This is a genomic window from Cellulosimicrobium cellulans (genome assembly GCF_016907755.1).
In the GTDB taxonomy this organism is placed as follows: domain Bacteria; phylum Actinomycetota; class Actinomycetes; order Actinomycetales; family Cellulomonadaceae; genus Cellulosimicrobium; species Cellulosimicrobium cellulans_D.
This window is the reverse complement of record NZ_JAFBCN010000001.1, coordinates 791,578-809,903: the sequence shown is the minus strand read 5'-3', so window position 1 is coordinate 809,903 and position 18,326 is coordinate 791,578. Positions and strand designations below refer to the sequence as shown.

General features: G+C 74.4%; 16 protein-coding genes. 5 read left to right on the top strand and 11 right to left on the bottom strand.

Going from position 1 to position 18,326, the window contains the following annotated elements:
• Positions 1 to 30: 30 nt before the first annotated feature.
• From JOE63_RS03500 to hisC, 6 genes are all read right to left on the bottom strand, one after another.
• Positions 31 to 1,539: an MFS transporter gene (locus JOE63_RS03500; protein ID WP_204539177.1), complete on the bottom strand. Its 1,509-nt coding sequence runs from the start codon at positions 1,537 to 1,539 to the stop codon at positions 31 to 33.
• Positions 1,540 to 1,744: 205 nt separating this feature from the next.
• On the bottom strand, positions 1,745 to 3,262 hold the full coding sequence (locus JOE63_RS03495; protein WP_204539174.1) for a dihydrolipoamide acetyltransferase family protein: 1,518 nt from the start codon (positions 3,260 to 3,262) through the stop codon (positions 1,745 to 1,747).
• Positions 3,263 to 3,316: 54 nt separating this feature from the next.
• On the bottom strand, positions 3,317 to 4,309 hold the full coding sequence (locus tag JOE63_RS03490) for an alpha-ketoacid dehydrogenase subunit beta (RefSeq protein ID WP_204539171.1): 993 nt from the start codon (positions 4,307 to 4,309) through the stop codon (positions 3,317 to 3,319).
• Entirely contained in the window at positions 4,306 to 5,511 is a 1,206-nt protein-coding gene (pdhA, locus tag JOE63_RS03485) for a pyruvate dehydrogenase (acetyl-transferring) E1 component subunit alpha (RefSeq protein ID WP_204539169.1), read from the bottom strand. The genes JOE63_RS03490 and pdhA overlap by 4 nt, the downstream gene beginning before the upstream one ends.
• A 221-nt stretch (positions 5,512 to 5,732) precedes the next feature.
• Positions 5,733 to 5,999: a DUF805 domain-containing protein gene (locus JOE63_RS03480; protein ID WP_204539164.1), complete on the bottom strand. Its 267-nt coding sequence runs from the start codon at positions 5,997 to 5,999 to the stop codon at positions 5,733 to 5,735.
• 72 nt (positions 6,000 to 6,071) lie between these two features.
• A complete protein-coding gene (hisC, locus tag JOE63_RS03475) occupies positions 6,072 to 7,151 on the bottom strand; it encodes a histidinol-phosphate transaminase (protein WP_087470758.1) in 1,080 nt (359 codons plus the stop codon).
• A 92-nt stretch (positions 7,152 to 7,243) separates the two neighbouring features.
• On the opposite strand from hisC, the gene JOE63_RS03470 reads away from it, so the two are divergent.
• Entirely contained in the window at positions 7,244 to 7,633 is a 390-nt protein-coding gene (locus JOE63_RS03470; RefSeq protein WP_087470757.1) for a phage holin family protein, read from the top strand.
• Between the two features lie 34 nt (positions 7,634 to 7,667).
• Here JOE63_RS03470 and JOE63_RS03465 read toward each other — a convergent pair whose 3' ends face one another.
• Positions 7,668 to 9,359: an esterase/lipase family protein gene (locus JOE63_RS03465; protein ID WP_204539161.1), complete on the bottom strand. Its 1,692-nt coding sequence runs from the start codon at positions 9,357 to 9,359 to the stop codon at positions 7,668 to 7,670.
• Entirely contained in the window at positions 9,356 to 9,667 is a 312-nt protein-coding gene (locus JOE63_RS03460) for a hypothetical protein (protein WP_087470755.1), read from the bottom strand. The genes JOE63_RS03465 and JOE63_RS03460 overlap by 4 nt, the downstream gene beginning before the upstream one ends.
• 194 nt (positions 9,668 to 9,861) lie before the next feature.
• Between JOE63_RS03460 and purB the strand changes: the two genes are divergently transcribed.
• Positions 9,862 to 11,349 carry an adenylosuccinate lyase gene (purB, locus tag JOE63_RS03455; protein WP_204539157.1) on the top strand — a complete coding sequence of 496 codons (1,488 nt, stop codon included), beginning with the start codon at positions 9,862 to 9,864 and terminating at the stop codon, positions 11,347 to 11,349.
• 99 nt (positions 11,350 to 11,448) lie between these two features.
• On the opposite strand, the gene JOE63_RS03450 is transcribed toward purB, so the two are convergent.
• The 3 genes from JOE63_RS03450 to JOE63_RS03440 are packed head-to-tail and all read right to left on the bottom strand — an operon-like array spanning position 11,449 to position 14,104.
• Positions 11,449 to 12,552 carry a hypothetical protein gene (locus tag JOE63_RS03450; protein WP_204539154.1) on the bottom strand — a complete coding sequence of 368 codons (1,104 nt, stop codon included), beginning with the start codon at positions 12,550 to 12,552 and terminating at the stop codon, positions 11,449 to 11,451.
• Complete coding sequence (locus JOE63_RS03445; RefSeq protein ID WP_204539151.1) at positions 12,549 to 13,694, bottom strand: hypothetical protein; 1,146 nt, start codon at positions 13,692 to 13,694, stop codon at positions 12,549 to 12,551. Before JOE63_RS03445 ends, JOE63_RS03450 begins: the two co-directional genes overlap by 4 nt.
• Complete coding sequence (locus JOE63_RS03440) at positions 13,691 to 14,104, bottom strand: PadR family transcriptional regulator (protein ID WP_204539148.1); 414 nt, start codon at positions 14,102 to 14,104, stop codon at positions 13,691 to 13,693. The genes JOE63_RS03445 and JOE63_RS03440 overlap by 4 nt, the downstream gene beginning before the upstream one ends.
• A gap of 134 nt (positions 14,105 to 14,238) precedes the next feature.
• Between JOE63_RS03440 and JOE63_RS03435 the strand changes: the two genes are divergently transcribed.
• The 3 genes from JOE63_RS03435 to JOE63_RS03425 all read left to right on the top strand — a co-directional run bounded on the left by JOE63_RS03435 (position 14,239) and on the right by JOE63_RS03425 (position 18,290).
• Positions 14,239 to 15,588 (top strand): glycoside hydrolase family 6 protein, encoded by a 1,350-nt coding sequence (locus JOE63_RS03435; RefSeq protein WP_204539145.1) that lies wholly within the window; start codon positions 14,239 to 14,241, stop codon positions 15,586 to 15,588.
• 330 nt (positions 15,589 to 15,918) lie between these two features.
• A complete protein-coding gene (locus JOE63_RS03430; protein WP_307839917.1) occupies positions 15,919 to 16,374 on the top strand; it encodes an NUDIX hydrolase in 456 nt (151 codons plus the stop codon).
• Positions 16,375 to 16,502: 128 nt separating this feature from the next.
• A complete protein-coding gene (locus JOE63_RS03425; RefSeq protein WP_204539142.1) occupies positions 16,503 to 18,290 on the top strand; it encodes a hypothetical protein in 1,788 nt (595 codons plus the stop codon).
• Positions 18,291 to 18,326 lie beyond the last annotated feature (36 nt).

The window sequence follows — 18,326 nt, the reverse complement described above, 5'->3', positions numbered from 1 at the left end:
ACGCGCAGTAGGGGCAGTGCGTGTCCACGCTCAGATCCCGGCCGACGCGAGCGCCGACCCCTTGCGCAGGTACACGGCCCAGGCGACGACCGCCATGACCGCGTACATCCCGATGAACGTCCACAGGGCGGGGACGAGCGAGCCCGCGAGGCTCGTCGAGGCGGCGAAGCCGCGCGGGATGAGGAAGCCGCCGAACGCCCCGATCGCCCCCGCGATCCCGATGCACCCGGCCGCGGCCTTGCGGGCGCGGGCCCGGGCCTCGTCGAGCGCCGCCGCGTCGACCGCCGTCGGTCCGTCGAGCGCGCCGCCCGGGACGGCGCTCGCCTGGAAGACGGCCGGGATCATGCGGTACGTCGAGCCGTTGCCGATGCCCGTCGCGACGAACAGGACGAGGAACGACGCGAAGAACAGGCCGAAGCTGTGCGACTGCAGCGCCTGGATCGCGCCGAACGCCCCGAGCGCCATCACGCCGTACGAGGCGATCGTGACGCGCGTCCCACCCACCCGGTCCGCGATGACGCCGCCGAGGGGCCGCGTCACCGAGCCGACGAGCGCGCCGAGGAACGCGATCGAGAGCGTCACCTCGGGGAACTGGCCCTTGAGCAGCATGGGGAACGCCCCGGCGTACCCGATGAACGACCCGAACGTCCCGATGTAGAGGAACGAGATGATCCACGTGTGCTTGTTCCGCGTCGCGGCGGCGAACGACTTCGGGTCCGCCTTCGCGGTGGACAGGTTGTCCATGAACCGCCACGCGAGGAACGCCGCGAGCAGGATGAACGGGATCATCATGAGACCCGCGCGCTCGAGCGCGACCCCCGCCCCGGCGACGATGACGAGCGGCACCGCGAGCTGGACGACCGCCGTCCCCAGGTTGCCGCCCGCGGCGTTGAGGCCCAGCGCCTTGCCCTTCTCCCGCTCCGGGTAGAAGAACGAGATGTTCGCCATCGACGAGGCGAAGTTGCCGCCGCCGAAGCCCGCGAGCGCCGCGACCGCGAGCATGACGCCGAACGGCGTCCCCGGGTCCTGCACCGCGACCGCGAGCGCCGCCGTCGGGAGCAGGAGCAGGAGCGCCGAGACCACGGTCCAGTTGCGGCCGCCGAACAGCGGCACCGCGAACGTGTACGGGATGCGCAGCGTCGCGCCGACGAGGCTCGGCACGGCGATGAGCCAGAACTGCTGGTCGACCGTGAACGTGAACCCGGCGGCGGGGAGCTGCGGCACGACGATCGACCACAGCGCCCAGACCGCGAAGCCGAGGAACTCCGCGAACACCGAGATCCACAGGTTGCGCGTCGCGACCTTCCGGCCGCCGTCGCGCCAGAACGTCGGGTCCTCCGGGTCCCAGCGGTCGATCCAGCGTCCCGAGCGGTGGGTCGGGGCGGTCGCCGTGCGGCCGGCCGTCGAGGCGGCGGTCGGCACGACGGCGGTCGCGGCCCCGGGCGCGGAGGCCGCGACGGTCGAGGTGGTCGACGTGCCGGAGGGGTGCTCTGCGGACTGCTCACCCTCGTGGGTGGTGGGGCTCGTGGGCGCGGACATGGCGGCTCCTTCAGCAGGTCCCGGTCAGTACCGAGGACGCTAGGAACGCCGTGTTTCCCCCGCGCGCGGCCGTCGTTAAGCCCGTGTGAGGTCTTCCGCACACTCGCACCCCACGACCTGTGAGCGCCCGCCGCCGCGAGGGAGAGCCCCGGTCGCGCGAGGGAGAGCCCTGGTCGCGCGACCAGGGCTCTCCCTCGGCGGTCGGTCAGCCCCAGACGAGGCCGCGGGCCGGGTCCTCGAGCACCTTCGCGACGTCGGCCAGCACGCGCGCGCCGAGCTCGCCGTCGACGAGGCGGTGGTCGAAGCTCAGGGCGAGCTGCGTGACCCAGCGCTTCTTGATCTTGCCCTTGTGGACCCAGGGCTGCTCGCGGATCGCGCCGAACGCGAGGATCGCGGCCTCGCCCGGGTTGAGGATCGGCGTGCCGGTGTCGATGCCGAACACGCCCACGTTCGTGATCGTGATGGTGCCGTCGGCCATGTCGGAGGGCGACGTGCGGCCCGCCCGCGCGGTCGCGGTGAGGTCCGCGATCTCGCCCGCGAGGCCGTGCAGGTCGAGGCGGTGCGCGTCCTTGATGTTCGGCACGACGAGCCCGCGCGGCGTCGCCGCCGCGATCCCCAGGTTCACGTAGTGCTTGTAGACGATCTCCTGCGCGGCGTCGTCCCAGCTCGCGTTGATCTCCGGGTGGCGGCGCACGGCGAGGAGCAGCGCCTTGGCGGTGACGAGCAGCGGGGTGACGCGCACGTCGGTGAACTCGCGGTCCTCGCGCAGGGTGTGCACGAGCCGCATGGTCTTGGTGACGTCGACGGTGTGGAAGACGGTGACGTGCGGGGCGGTGAACGCGCTCGTGACCATCGCCTCGGCCGTGCGCTTGCGCACCGACTTCACGGGCACGCGCGTCTGGCGCCCGTCGGGGGTGACGGCGCCGGTCGCGAGCCACGGCTGGTCGTCGTCGGCGTACGTCGCCAGCGGCTTCGCCTTCGCCTGCTCGTGGTACGCCTGCACGTCCTCGCGCGTGACGATCCCGCCCGGCCCGGTGCCGGCGACGCTCGCGAGGTCGACACCGAGGTCCTTCGCGAGCTTGCGCACCGGCGGCTTGGCGAGCACGGGCAGGTGCACGTGCCCCACGGCGCCGCTCGCCGTCGAGCCGTCAGCACCTCGTCGTGCGATACCGCGAGCATCTGCTGACAGTTCTGCAGGCCGGGAGTTGTCAGCGACTGGTCGCGCCATGCCGCGAGCATCCGCTGACGACTCCGCGGGGGCGCCGCGGCGACGACGGCGGGCCGTGCCCGGCTCGACGGTGCCGTAGCCGACGAGCACCGAGCCGGACCCGCCCGCCGCCGCCGGTGCGTCGGACACCGCGGGCGCCGCGGCGTCGTCGGCGACAGGACCTGCCGCGGGCGAGGCGGGCGCCGAGGGCGCGCCCTCGCCGTCGGGCACCACGCCGGCGGGCGCGCTCGGCGCCGGCGCCGCACCGGACGGGTCGGTGTCCACGACGATGATCGGCACGCCGACCTCGACCGTCGTCCCCTCGGGCGCGAGGATCTCCGTGACGACGCCCGTGTACGGCGACGGGAGCTCGACGAGCGACTTGGCCGTCTCGATCTCGACGATCGTCTGGTTGACCGTCACGGCGTCGCCGACGGCGACGTGCCACTGCACGATCTCGGCCTCGGTGAGGCCCTCGCCCGCGTCGGGGAGGTTGAACTTCTCGAAGGTGGGCACTGCGTGGTCCTCCTGGTGGTCCCGGTCGGCGCTGTCGAGGTCGCTACGGTCGCGTCAGAACGCGAACGCGCGGTCGACGGCGTCGAGCACGCGGTCGAGGCTCGGCAGGTAGTCGTGCTCGATCTTGGCGACGGGGTACGGGGTGTGGAAGCCGCCGACGCGCAGCACCGGCGCCTCGAGCGAGTAGAAGCACTCCTCCGTCACCCGCGCCGCGACCTCGGCGCCGGAGCCCAGGTAGGTCGGGGCCTCGTGCACGACGACGCAGCGCCCGGTCCGGCGCACGGACTCCACCACGGTCGCGGTGTCGAGCGGGGAGATGCTGCGCAGGTCCACGACCTCGATGCTGCGGCCCTCCTGCTCGGCCGCCGCGGCGACGCGCAGGGCGGTCGCGACCGTCGGGCCGTAGGCGACGAGCGTGAGGTCGGTGCCCGCGCGCACGACGCGGGCGCGGTCGAGCACGGTCGCGCCCTCGCCGCGCCCGGTGGTCTCGACGGGACCCTTCTCCCAGTAGCGGCCCTTGGGCTCGAAGAACAGCACCGGGTCGGGCGAGGCGATGGCCTCCTGGATCATCGTGAACGCGTCCTGCGGCGTGGACGGCGACACGACGCGCAGGCCGGCGGTGTGCGCGAACAGCGCCTCCGGGCTCTCGCTGTGGTGCTCGACGGCGCCGATCCCGCCGCCGTACGGCACGCGGATCACGACGGGCACCTGCAGCGTCCCGCCCGAGCGGTAGCCCATCTTCGCGAGCTGCGTCGTGATCTGGTCGTACGCGGGGAAGATGAAGCCGTCGAACTGGATCTCGCACACGGGCCGGTAGCCGCGCAGCGCGAGGCCGATCGCGGTGCCGAGGATGCCCGACTCCGCGAGCGGGGTGTCGACCACCCGGTCCTCGCCGAAGTCCTTCTGCAGCCCGTCCGTCACGCGGAACACGCCGCCGAGCGCGCCGATGTCCTCGCCCATGAGCAGGACCTTCGGATCGGTCTCGAGCGACCGGCGCAGGCCCTCGTTGATCGCGCGGGCGAGGGTCAGGGTCTTGTTGTCGCTCATCGGGCCACCTCCGCGGCCGGCTGCTCGAAGGACTGCTGGTAGTCGGCGAACCACGCCTTCTCGCGCTCGACCACGGCGTTCGGGGTCGCGTACACGTGGTCGAACATGGTCGACGGGTCGGGCGCGGCCAGCGCGCGGACCTCGTCGCGCAGCCGCTCGCCGAGCGCGTCGGCCTCGGCCGCGACGTCGGCGGCGAACGCGTCGTCCCACGCGTCCTCGGCGCGGAGCAGGTTCTCGAGCCGGTCGATCGGGTCGCGACGGCGCCAGTACTCCTCCTGGGCCCGCGAGCGGTACTTGGTCGGGTCGTCCGACGTCGTGTGCGCGCCCATGCGGTACGTGAACGCCTCGACGAACGTCGGGCCGCCACCGGTGCGCGCCCGCTCGAGCGCCTCCGCCGTCACGGCGTAGCACGCGAGGACGTCGTTGCCGTCGACCCGCACGCTCGGGACGCCGAACCCGCCACCGCGGCGGTAGAGCGGCACGCGGGACTGCTTGGTCGTCGGCTCGGAGATGGCCCACTGGTTGTTCTGGCAGAAGAACACGACGGGCGCGTTGTTCACCGCGGCGAACACGAGCGCCTCGTTGACGTCGCCCTGCGACGTCGCCCCGTCGCCGAAGTACGTGACGACGGCCGCGTCGCGCTCCGGGTCGCCCGACCCGACGAGGCCGTCGCGCTGGACGCCCATCGCGTACCCGGTCGCGTGCAGCGTGTGCGACCCGATGACGAGCGTGTACAGGTGCACGTTGTGCTCCGTCGGGTCCCACCCGCCGTGGTCGACGCCGCGGAAGAGGCGCAGGCGCGCCGTCGGGTCGATGCCGCGCACGTGCGAGACGCCGTGCTCGCGGTAGGACGGGAAGACGTAGTCCTGCGGGGCGAGCGCGCGGCCGGAGCCGATCTGCGCGGCCTCCTGGCCCTTCGACTGCGCGAACAGGCCGAGCTCGCCCTGCCGCTGGAGCGACGTCGCCTCGTCGTCGAAGCGGCGCGTGAGCACCATGTCGCGGTAGAGGCCGCGCAGGGCGGCGGCGTCGAGGTGGGCGACGCGCTCGCGGTAGCCGTCCGTCTCGGGGGTCGTGACGCGGGCGCCGGCCGGCGTCACGAGCTGGAGCAGGGGGGCGTCGTCGGGACCGCCGGCGACGTCGGGGAGGTCGGGGGGCGTGCTCGCGCCGTCCCGCGCGGTGGTGCTCGCGTCGTTCTCGGTCACGCGACTCTCCTTCGGTGCGGCCCGGCCGTGCGGCCGGCCCGCTCGGGGGCAGGAGGCGCCCGATCGGGGCGCCGTCGGAACCTACGTCTCCGTAGCCTACGCAAGCGTAGGCTACGACACCGTAGGTTCGGCTGCCGACGTGTCGCCCAACATCCGTCGCGGCGGGCTGTAGGGAACCTCCAATCCCCACCGGACGGCCCCCGCGCCGGCGGGGGCCCGCCCTACCGCGGGTACGCGCCGCCCGCGCGCAGCGCGTCGCGCTCGCGCAGCACGGGCCAGCGCGAGAACGCGAAGACCAGGAACATGACGACGTTGAGGATCGGCACGAGGCCGACGAGGATCCACCAGCCCGAGTAGCCGGCCTTCTGGATGATCCGGATGTAGGCGATGAAGAAGATCACCGCCACCGCGAGGTAGACGACCAGCGCGGCGGTGCCGAAGGCCCACCCGTACTCGTCCACGAACTGGTCGTACTCGACGTTGTCCATGAACGCGAGTGTTCTCGCGCCGTCGGCGCCCGGCAACAGGGACCGCTCGGCACCGGTCCGGGACGGACGGCCTCAGAGCCAGGTGGCGCTCACCCGGAGGAAGAGGTCCGTCGCCTCCGGCTCCCCGACGCTCACGCGCAGGCCCTCGCCCGCGAACGGACGCACGATCGCCCCGCCGGCGCGCGCCTCCTCGGCGCGCTGCATGGTCCGCTCGCCCAGGTCGAACCACACGAAGTTCGCCTGCGACTCCGGCAGCACCCAGCCCTGGTCGCGCAGGCCCTCGACGAGGCGCGCACGGTCGGCGACGAGGTGCTCGACCCGCTGCAGCAGCTCGTCGCGCGCCGCGAGCGACGCGATGGCTGCGCGCTGCGCGACGTGGGAGACGCCGAACGGCGTCGACACCGCGCGGATCCCTGCCGCGAGCCGCGGGCGTGCGACGGCGTAGCCCACGCGCAGGCCGGCCAGGCCGTACGCCTTGGAGAAGGTCCGCAGCAGGACGACGTTCGGGTGCTGCGCGTACACGGCGAGGCCGTCCGGCGCCTCGGGGTCGCGCACGAACTCGAGGTACGCCTCGTCGAGCACGACCAGCACGTCCGACGGCACGGCCGCGAGGAACGTCTCGAGCTCCTCGCGGTGCACGACCGGGCCGGTCGGGTTGTTGGGCGTGCACACCAGCACGACGCGCGTGCGCCCGGTGATCGCCGCGGCCATCGCGGGCAGGTCGAGCCGACCGACGTCCGCCCCCGTCCGCAGCGGCACCTGGACCGACGTCCCGCCCGCGACCGCGACCGCGATCGGGTACGCCTCGAACGAGCGCCACGGGTACACGACCTCGTCGCCCGGCTCGACGACGGTCTGCAGCACGTGCGCGAGCACCGCGACCGAGCCGTTGCCCACGACGACCTCGTCGGCGTCGACGCCCAGGTCGTCCGCGAGCGCCTCGGTGAGCTCGGTCGCGTACATGTCCGGGTAGCGGTTCACGTCCGCGGCGGCGTCGGCGATCGCCGCGACGACCGACGGCAGCGGCGGGTACGGGTTCTCGTTGGAGGAGAGCTTGAACGCCGCCGCGCCCGGGGCGACGCGGGCCCCGGGGACGTAGGCCGGCAGCGCGGCGACGGCGGGACGCAAGGGGACGCGGGGTTCGTGGGCCACGGTCCTCGATCATGCCACCTGCCCGTGCGGATCCCCGCGGCGCACCGGCCCGCACCGTGCCTGCGCCCGGTCCGGATGGCAGGATGCCCGGTATGAGCTTCGTCGTCCGCGTCCTCGTCACCGGCCTCGCGATCTGGCTCACGAGCCTGTTCATCGACGAGCACTTCCAGATCGTCGGCTCCGACACCGCCGGCGGACAGGTCGTCATCATCCTCGTGGTGGCGCTGCTCTACTCGCTGGTGAACGCCGTCATCAAGCCGATCGTGCAGATCTTGTCCATCCCTCTCTACATCCTCACGCTGGGGCTGTTCTCGCTCGTCGTCAACGCGCTGATGCTCATGCTCACCGCGTGGATCACGGAGCAGACGGACTGGGGCATCCGCATCGTCGGCGGGTTCTGGTGGGCCCTGCTCGCGGCCCTCATCATCGGGCTCATCAACTTCGCGGTGTCCGCCGTCGTGCCGAAGGCCCAGGAGCGCTGACCCCGGCCACCCCGGTCCGCGAGGGCCGGCGTCGCTACCGAGCGTCATCGTCGCCTCCCCCGCCGTCCGGGCCCGGCGCGGTGAGATCACCGGGCCCCGGAGCACCCGTGGCCGGGATCCCCGGCAGCCCGGGCGACGGCGACCCCGGCGTCGGTATCCCCGGCAACGGCACCCCGGGCGCGCCCGGGAACGGCGTGCCCGGCGCCCACGGGAGCGTGAGCGACCGCGGCACCGCCAGGTCCCCGATGCAGACCGTGGTGTCCGGGTCGGGCACCAGCCGCGCCTCGTAGACGAGGGGCTCCGCCGCCTCCCCGTCGAGCAGCCGCTCTATGTCGTCCAGGTGCTCCTCGAGCCCCCGGTCGCCCACCTCGACCGCGGTGTCCAGCACCTCCTGGTGGAAGTGCACGCTGTGCGGGACCTCGAGCGGGGGGCCGCCGTCCGGTGCCGGCAGGACGCCGGTGACCGTGACCCTGTCGGGCGTCGCGGGGTTCTCGGCGCCGTCGGCGTCCGAGACGCCCTCACCCTGCGTCTCGATGTGCGTGGCCTTGATCCCCGGCGGGAGGCCGTGGTTGGACACGGGGGACCCCGCGGTCATGACATGGCGCACGCTGTACGTGCCGACGCTCGCCGCCGCGACCGTCGTCGCGACCATGCCGCCCTGGCTGTGCCCGACGAGCACGACGTCGTCGCCCGGCCCGATCCCGGCCTGCCGCATCGCCTCCATCGTGGCGCGCACGCTGTCGGCCTGGGCCCGCACCGCGAGGTCGTCGTCCGCGAGGTCGTAGTTGGACGTCATGTTGAAGACGGTGCGGAGGTTGGTCCTCGAGATCTGCGTGCCGGGGATGGCGACGACCCAGGTCGGCGTCCCGTCGTCCTTGACGATCTTCTGGATGCTCAGCGTCGAGTCCGTGTCGAGCGCCGACACCGCGCCGAGGGCCGAGCGCATGTCGGTGGGCGTCGGCAGCGCGCGGCCCGTGCCGACCAGTCGGACCTCGGGATCGGGGAGGAACCGGTCCCGCAACGGCTGCATGAACCCGCGCAGCACGGACGCGGCGTTGCCGGCGGTAGGCATCTGGTACCAGGCGCGGTCGTCGTCGGCCAGACCGATCACGCGGCTCAGCGCGCGGATCGTGGCAGCGTGGAACGCCCCTCCGGTGGAGGCGAACGCGCCCGGCGAAGGCCGACCGAGGAGGAGGGAGCGCAGGAACCCGACGGATCCCGCGCTCAGGACGAGGCCGAGCCCGGCCGCGGCGGCCCCGGTCGGGCTCATGCCGCCCCCGACCAGCAGCGCGAGGTCCTGCCACAGGGCAGCCGCGGCAGCGTCCCCGTCGTCGTACACACGGACAGCCTGGTGCAGTCGCGCCGCGAGGAAGCGCAGGCCTCCCGCCTGCTGCTCCGCGACACCGATCGCGAGGTCGAACGCCTCGAGCGCGGCGGCGCGCGCGGCGCGTACCTCGGCCGACCAGCACGGCGTGGCGTGAACGTTCCAGCCCGTCGTGGCCAGGAGCGGGGCCGGCGCCGCGAAGCGACCCCCGAACGACGTGGGGCTCGCGGTCGCGACCTCCACGGAGTCCCGCGCGTCCCGGAGCGCGGCCACGGTCGCGGCGACGAGATCCGCCCGGGCGCCCAGGGCCACCGCCTGCGCGACGACCGCCGCCGTCTCGACCGTGGTCGCCTCCGTGCCACCGCGCACCACGACCACGGGTGCCGGGCGGGGGCCGCTCACGGCACGCCCGCCGCGGCGAGCTCGGCTCGGATCCGCGTCACCTCGGCCTCGGCGAGGACGGTGAGCGCGTCGAGGCGCAGCAGGCAGCTGTCGAGCAGCATGCCGAGCCGGAGCAGCCCGGCGCGCCGCTCGGTCGCGGCGTCGTCGTACGACGCGCGCGCACGGCCCGCCCACGGGAGGTCCGGCGCGACGAGCGCGGCACCCGCCCGCGCGACGTCGTCCTGAGCGGTGAGGACCCGGGTCCGGGCGAGCGACACGCCGAACGGCGCGGCGACGCACGGCGGGGGCGGCGGCGACGAGGAGGACATGGCGAGGACCGTACGCAGCGGCGCGCACCGCCCGTCCCGATCGAGGACGACCTGTGGACGGGCCGCTCGAACGAGGGTCCTGGGGACGGCCACGACCCGCCCGACACCGACAGGTCGCTCGCCCGCCCGGGACCGCATGCCCGTACTGCGGGAGGCGCGGGCCGCCGTCGGGCACGCGTGGGAGAATCAGGGGCGTGCCCGAGAACCCTGCCGCAGACGCCCCTGCCCGCGTGTCGCTCGCCGAGGTGACCCCGCCGATCGCGCTCGGCCCGCTCGACGGTCGCTACCGCGCCGCGGTCGCCCCGCTCGTCGACCACCTCAGCGAGGCCGCGCTCAACCGCGAGCGCCTCCACGTGGAGGTCGAGTGGCTGATCACGCTGTGCAACGGCGTCCAGGCGGTCGACGAGAACGCGGTCCGCCCGGTCGTGCCGGGCGCCCCCCAGCTCTCCGACGCGGAGGTCGCGTACCTGCGTCAGATCCCCGCGACGTTCGGCGGCGAGGAGATCGCCGAGCTCGCCGCGATCGAGCGCGAGACGGTGCACGACGTCAAGGCCGTCGAGTACTTCGTCAAGCGCCGCCTCGCCGCCGCCCCCGAGTCCCTGGGCGGGGAGACCGTGCTGCCCGGCGTCGGCGAGCTCGTGCACTTCGCGTGCACGAGCGAGGACGTCAACAACCTGTCGTACGCGCTCATGGTGCGCGGCGCCGTCGAGCGGGTGTGGCTGCCCGCCGCGACGGCGCTCGCCGACCAGCTCGCGGACATGGCGCGCGACCTCGCCGACGTGCCGATGCTCTCGCGCACGCACGGCCAGCCCGCGACGCCGACGACGCTCGGCAAGGAGCTCGCCGTCCTCGCGCACCGCCTGCGCCGCCAGCTCCGCCGCATCGGCGCCGCGGAGTACCTGGGCAAGCTCAACGGCGCGACGGGCACCTACGGCGCGCACACCGTCGCGGTCCCGGGCGTGGACTGGCCGTCGGTCTCGAAGCACTTCGTCGAGGGCCTGGGGCTCACGTGGAACCCGCTGACGACGCAGATCGAGTCGCACGACTGGCAGGCCGAGCTGTACGCCGACGTCGCGCGGTTCAACCGCATCCTCCACAACCTCGCGACCGACGTGTGGACCTACATCTCCCTCGGGTTCTTCACGCAGATCCCCGTCCCCGGCGCCACCGGGTCGTCGACCATGCCGCACAAGGTCAACCCGATCCGGTTCGAGAACGCCGAGGCGAACCTCGAGATCTCCTCCGCGCTGCTCGACACGCTCGGCGCGACGCTCGTCACCTCACGCCTCCAGCGCGACCTCACGGACTCGACGACGCAGCGCAACGTCGGCCCCGCGTTCGGCCACTCGCTCCTCGCGATCGACAACGTGCGCCGCGGCCTCAAGGCCCTCGCCGCGAACGCCGACCTCATGGCGGCGGACCTCGACGAGAACTGGGAGGTGCTCGGCGAGCCCATCCAGTCCGCCATGCGCGCGGCGTCGGTCGCGGGCGTCCCCGGCATGGAGAACCCTTACGAGCGGCTCAAGGACCTCACGCGCGGCCAGCGCGTCGACGCCGCGCGCCTGCGCGAGTTCGTCGCCGGCCTCGGCCTGCCCGACGACGTCGCGCAGCGCCTCGCGAACCTCACCCCGGCCACCTACACGGGCCTGGCGGCCGACTTGGTGTCGGCCTACCTGGACTGACAAGACCAGCGCCGAACACGGGGTTGCTGTCGTTATCCGGCCGATAACGACAGCAACCCCGTTGTCGTCCGCGGGCAAGGTCGTGCTCGACGACGCGGGTCAGACGGCGGTCGGCTCGCCCGGGTGCGGCGCGCCCGGCCCCGGCGCCGCTCCCGTCGCGGCGAGCAGCGCGCGGTGCGAGGCCCGCGCCTCGGAGAGCTCGTCGAGACGGTTGACGGCCCAGCGCAGCACGAGCGTCACGGCGGTCGTGAGCCCGAGCAGCGCGAGGACGTTGCCGAGGTCCGCCGTCTGGAGGCTCACGGTGCCGGACCAGAAGAAGGACGAGCGGCTCAGCAGGATCGCGAGCGCGAGCCCGCCGAGCACCGGGACCGCCTGCCGGGTCCGGCGCCACAGCAGGGCGGCGCCGAGGAGCAGGACGACCGGTGCGGCGAGCGCGGGGAGCGTCCACGAGCTCAGGGCGACGCCCGACCACCACGGCACGCCCAGATGCGCCGCGTCGGAGAAGGCCGCGGCGACGAAGGCGCCGAGGACGAGCGCCATGGCGCCGGCCGTCGCCGCCCGGAGCGCCACCGGCTCGGCGCCGACCCAGCACGTCCGTCGCGCGGCGAGCACTCCCGCGTACGCGACGAGCGCGAGAACCCACGGTGCGTCGAGGTACGCGGCATAGGCGCTGCCCGCCGCGACCGACACGACGAGCGCCGCCACACCCGCCCCGGCGGCGAGCACCGCGACCACGAGGCCGACGCGTCGCGCGCCGACGAGAGCGAGTGCGACCGCTACGACCCACAGGGCCCACATCAGCGCGGTCGGGACGGTCGCCACGAGCGGCGCGTGGCCGTCCGGGCCCAGCATCGCCCGGACGATCGCGGCAGCGAACGCGAGGACCCGCGCCGCCATGATCGCGAGCACGGCCGGGAGCAGCACGAACAGCAGCCCGGTCGCCGCCCGTCGTCGGCGCGGCGTCGACCCCAGCGGCGCGAGCAGCCACTCGCGGGCTGCGGCACGCACCAGGTCCGCCCGCTCGGCGCGGGTCGGGCGCGACTGCCCCGGCTGCGCGCCGTCGAGCAGGTGGCCGAGCATCTCGGCCTCGTGCGCCCGCCGGTAGGTGTACGGGAAGAGCCGCAGGAGGCGGCGGTAGTCCCGCACGAGCACGGGAGGGACCAGCGGGTCCGCGACCGAGGCCGGGGCGTCTGCCGCGGTCATGCGGCGACCGCCGTGCCCGAGCCCGACGCGGCCAGGAGCGCGCGGTGCGCGGCCCGCGACGCGGCGAGCTCGTCGAGGCGGTTGACCACCCACCGGGCCACGAGCGTGACGAGGGCCGACAGCGCGACCACCCCGAGCACGTTGCCCAGGTTCACGACCGTGGTGTCGAGCGCGCCCGACCAGAAGACGTCCGAACCGCTGAGGAACAGTGCGGTGAAGACCCCGGCCAGCACGGGAGCGGCCTGCCGCACGGGGCGGACCGCCACCAGCAGCACCGCCACCCCCACGAGGATCACGACCTCCGCCGCCAGCGTGAAGGGGTAGGCCGGGGCGGTGACCCAGACGCCCTCGTCCGCGACGGTCGTCGCACTTCGTGGCACGGAGACCGCGAGCGACACCGCCGTCAGCCAGAGCGCGGCGACACCCGCGCGCGCCCCCAGGACGGGCCCCGTCTGCCGCGCCCGAGCGGCGACGGCCCCGAGGGAAGCCAGGAGGGCGACGACCCACCCGACCTCCCGGAACGCGTCGAACGCGCGCTCCGCCGCGACGAGCGAGCCGACCGCGACGACGCCCGCCGCGGCGGCGAGCGCGGCGAGCACGAGCCCTGTCCGTCGCAGGCGCGCGGCCAGGGCCACGACCGACCCGGCCCACAGCAGCCAGGCCGGGGCGAGGGGCACCGCGACGAGCGCCGTCGCGACGGCCAGCCACACCGGCGCCACCTCCCGCGCCGGCTCGTTCCCCAGAGCGAGGCCGACGCGCAGGAGGTCCTGCGACGCGGGAGCGGCGAGCACCGCCGTCAGCGCGACGAGCACGACGACGGCCGCCGCGGCACGCTGCCGCTCGCTCGGGCCCAGGGGCGCGAGGGTCCACTCGCGTGCGGCGGCGCGCAGCAGGTCCCACCGCTCGGCGCGGGTCGGGCGCGACTGCCCTGGCCGGGTGCCGTCGAGCAGGTGGCCGAGCATCTCGGCCTCGTGCGCCCGCCGGTACGTGTACGGGAAGAGCCGCAGGAGGCGGCGGTAGTCCCGCACGAGCACCGGGGTGACGAGCACCGTCGCTCCGGGCTCCGCCGTCGGGCTCGCTGCGGCCGGCACGTCGGTCCCGTCGCCCGCGGCACGGGGGCGGCGCTCGCGGTCCGCGCTCATGCCAGCACCGCCCCGCCGTCGGCGAGGCCTCCCGCGACGCCGCGGGCGGGGCGTGCCGCGGCGCCGTCGCGCACCACCGCGGACGCGCGACGGCGGGCACCGAGGCGTTCGAGCGCGCGGCGCGCCTGGGCCTCGGCGCGCTCGGCCTCGGCGGCGAGGCGCGAGCCGCCCTCGGTGGTGAGCCGGTAGTAGCGGCGCAGGCGCGAGTCGACGACCTCCTCGTGGTCCACCTCGACGAGCCCGGCGGCGACGAGCCGGTCGATCGCGCCGTAGAGCGTCCCGGCGCGCAGCGTCACGCGGCCGTCGGAGCTGGACTCGACGTCCTGCGCGATGCCGTACCCGTGCAGGGGCCCGGCCGCGAGCGCGGACAGGACGAGGAACGCGGGTTCCTGGAGAGGTTTGGATGCCATGGCGACGAACATACCCTTGTCACGAAGCCATGGCACCCGACGCGCCGGGACGAAACGTTTCGCACCCTGATCACGGCTCCCCGCCGGTCCCTACCGTGGTGACGTCCTGACCCCGAGGCGACGGAGCCCCGATCATGAGAGTCCACTCCCCCACCCGTCCCGGACGGCACCGTGCCGCGCCGCTCGTCGCCGCGCTCGCGACCCTCGCGACGCTGGGCGCCACGGCGACCGTCGGCGCGGCGCTCGCGACGTCCAGCGCGGCCGCGCCCTCCGCTGCGTGCACGGTCGACTACCGCATCACGAGCTCGTGGTCGGGCGGCTTCCAGGCCGACGTCACCGTCACGAACCTGGGCGCCCCGCGCTCGGGCTGGGAGCTGGCCTGGGACCTGCCGACGGGCGAGGGCATCAGCCAGCTCTGGAACGGCACGCTCGCGCGCGACGGCGGCCGGATCACCGTGGGCGACGTCGGCTGGAACGCGTCGCTCGCCACGGGCGGCAGCGCCTCCTTCGGCCTCGTGGGCACGGCCGCGGCCGCCCCGGCCGTGCCCGCGAGCTTCACGCTCGACGGCGTCGCGTGCGGCGGCGACGCCCCGCCCGACCCCACCGACCCGCCGGACCCCACCGACCCGCCCGAGACGCCGGACGACGTGACGTTCCACGTGGACGAGACGAACCAGGCGTGGGAGGCCTGGCAGGCGGCGTCGGGCACGGACCGGGACCTGCTCGCGAAGATCGCGCTCACGCCGCAGTCGACGTGGGTCACCGACGCGGACGCGCAGGTGTCGCGCGCGAAGGTCGCCGCGTTCACGAGCGCGGCCGCGGCCGAGGGCGCGACGCCGCTCCTGACGATCTACGCGATCCCCGGCCGCGACTGCGGCTCGCACTCGGGCGGCGGCACCGCCGAGGCGGCGTACCGGAGCTGGGTCCAGACGGTCGCGTCGGGCATCGTCGGCGAGCCGTGGGTCGTCCTCGAGCCCGACGCCCTCGCCCAGCTCGGCGACTGCTCCGGCCAGGGTGACCGCGTGGGCATGCTGCGCGACGCGGCGCGCATCCTGACCGACGCCGGAGCACGCGTCTACGTCGACGCGGGCCACTCCGCGTGGCTGAGCCCGGCGACCGCCGCGGCCCGCCTCCAGCAGGTGGGCCTCGACGACGCCGTCGGGTTCGCGCTCAACACGTCGAACTACCGCACGACGGCCGAGTCGCGAGCGTACGGCGAGCAGGTCGCGGCGCTGCTCGGCGGGGACGTGTCGTTCGTCGTCGACACGTCGCGCAACGGCAACGGGAGCGACGGCGAGTGGTGCAACCCGCGGGGTCGCGCGCTCGGCGACCAGCCGGGCGCGGTCGACGACGGCACGCACCTCGACGCCCTGCTGTGGGTCAAGCTGCCGGGCGAGAGCGACGGGTCGTGCAACGGCGGGCCGCCCGCCGGACAGTGGTGGCAGGAGGTCGCGCTCGAGCTGGCGCGCAACGCGTCCTGGTGACCCGACGCCGTCGAGCATGACCCTGCTCGCCCTCGAGCACGACATTGCTGCCGTTATCGCCCGGATAACGGCAGCAATGTCGTGTTCGGCGTCAGACCGGGCGGGAACGGGCCGCGACGAGCAGGGTTCGCCGGTTGGTGTGACGATCGTCTGTGCCGGGTCCCGCCCGGCACGATCGTCCTTCGCCGGAACTGGGGCCGCGCGAGGGGCAGGCCCGACGGCGCGTGGCTCGCTGGGTGCGCCACGCGCCGTCGGGGGTCCTCGCCGTCGTGTCGTCGGCGCCCGGGCGGCGCCGCGGAGACCGCACGCCGGAGATGGCACAGTGGGGGCGTGACGTCGCACGACCTTCCCCGCACCGACCCGCCCGCCCCCGAGCCCGCCGCGCTGCCGCCGCTGCGCACCGTCGGCTGGGTGAACGTCCGCGACGGGCGCCTGCTCGCCGTCCGCACGACCGGCAAGGACCGCTTCTTCATGCCGGGCGGCAAGGTCGAGCCCGGCGAGTCGGACGCCGAGGCGCTGGTGCGCGAGATCCACGAGGAGCTGGGCGTGCGCCTCGACCCGACGTCGGTCCGGCCCGCATTCGTCGCCGAGGCACCCGGGCACGGCCTCGGCGGTCGGGTCGTGCGCATGCACTGCCTGTACGCCGAGCCGGTCCCCGGGTCCCCCGAGCCGGCGCCGAACGCCGAGATCGCCGAGCTCGCGTGGCTCACGCCGGCCGACGCGCACCGCGTCCCGCCGGCCGGCCGGATCGTCCTCGACCGGCTCGCCGGGGTCCTCTCCGCCTGATCGCGAGCAGCGTCCCGCCGCGGACGCCGGCTCCTCATGGGGACCTCGCCCCATGGTCCGGGCAAGACGCGACGGCGCCCGCCCGCGTACGCTCCGGGGGCACGATCCGCAGCGACAGAGGGACGACCATGGGGTTCTACGGTGCCGACATCGGCGAGCTGCGCGCGCTCGCGCAGAGCCTCACGACGGCGTCCGAGGCGCTGACCACGACGCGCAGCACGCTCGACTCGACCGTGAGCGGCTCCCGCTGGGCCGGACCCGACGGCGACGAGCTCCGCGGCCGCTGGTCCGCCGAGCTGGGCCCCGCGCTGGCCGCCGCGACCGCGACGCTGCGGGACGCGGCGGACAAGGTGCGCAAGAACGCCGACCAGCAGGAGAGCGCCAGCTCCGACGGCACGGGCGGCCCGGGCGGGGGCGGCAGCGGCGGTCCCGGCGGCGGACCCGGCTCCGGCGGTGGCCCCGGCGGGGGCGGCGGGTCCGGCTCGGGCGACGAGAGCCCGGGTGGACCGAAGGTCACGGTGAAGGGCGACCACGAGTCCGGCACGGACAACGGGAGCCTGGGCAACCCCGCGACCGAGGGCACCGACGCGAAGGTCGGGATCGGGGTGACCCACGACCCGGAGAGCGGCGAGACCACGTACTCGGGCAGCGGCTCGCTCTCCGACTGGATGAAGACGACGAACGGGTCGAAGATCTCGTTCGGCGTCAACGGCGGCGCGGAGTACACGGTCGGGGAGAAGTCGGAGGACGGCTTCACCACGTACACGTCCAAGTCCGACGTCTCGATCGGCGTCGAGGGCGGCGTCGACAAGGGCGGCACGGGCGTCAGCGGCGGGTACACGACCGGCGTCACGTCCGCGTACACGGTCAAGGTGCCCAACGACGCGGGCGTCACCGACCCCGGGAGCATCAACCCGTTCGACCCGCGGAGCATGCCGGTCGGCTCGTCCGTCACGATGGACGGCGGCAGCTACGCGGAGACCGAGCTCAACGCGGCGTTCCGCCACATCGCCGTCGAGTCGTCCGTGAAGGACGCGAGCGGCGTGACGAGCCTTATCGAGCGCACGGGCGACGACACGGTGCGCGTGACCGCGGGCCCCACCGAGGCCATCGCGAACCACGCAGGCCTCGGCCTCGACTTCGACGCCGTGAAGGTCATGCTCGGCAACACGACGTCGCTCGACGGCGCGTCGCTGCGCAGCGCGGAGTTCGACCTGTCGACGCCGGAGGGCCAGGCCGCGTACGACACGTACCTCGTCACGGGCGAGATCCCCGCCGACCCGTCGACCGGGATCTCCGGGACGACGAAGATCGAGCGCGTCGAGTTCGACTCGACGTCGACCGTCGGCTTCGACACCCCCGTCGGCGGGGCCGAGTGGGAGATCGGCAAGAACACGGGCTCGCTCGTCGCGACGACCAACCCCGACGGCAGCACCGAGCAGCTCCTCACCGCGACGTACGGCGACCGCGGCGACTTCCGCATGTCGCAGGCGTTCGACGCGTCGGGGACGGAGGACGTGTCCGCGCGCACGTACTCGTTCGACGTCACCGCGGACGACATGTCCTCGCAGTACTTCAACACGAAGGACTTCTCGGGCTTCTCCCCGTCGAGCGAGGTGTCGTCCGGGCAGCAGGTGACGATGACCCTCACGGAGTCCCAGATGAACCGCCTCGCGGACAGCGTGCGCACGGCGGTCGAGAACGACAGCCTGGGCATGCAGACGCGCATGATCGTCACGGACTACGACATGAAGCCGCTCACGGACCCGTACCAGCTCGCGACCAGCCTCGCCCGCGCGGCGGACTCCGACCTCGAGCTCGTCATGATGATCTCCGAGATCAACGCCGCGGGCGACGGCTCCGCGACCGACCGCTCGGCCGCCCGGTTCCCCGGCACCGTCACGGTCGGGAACTGATCGACCGCGAGGTCCGGGCACCGGGGCCTCCCGGCG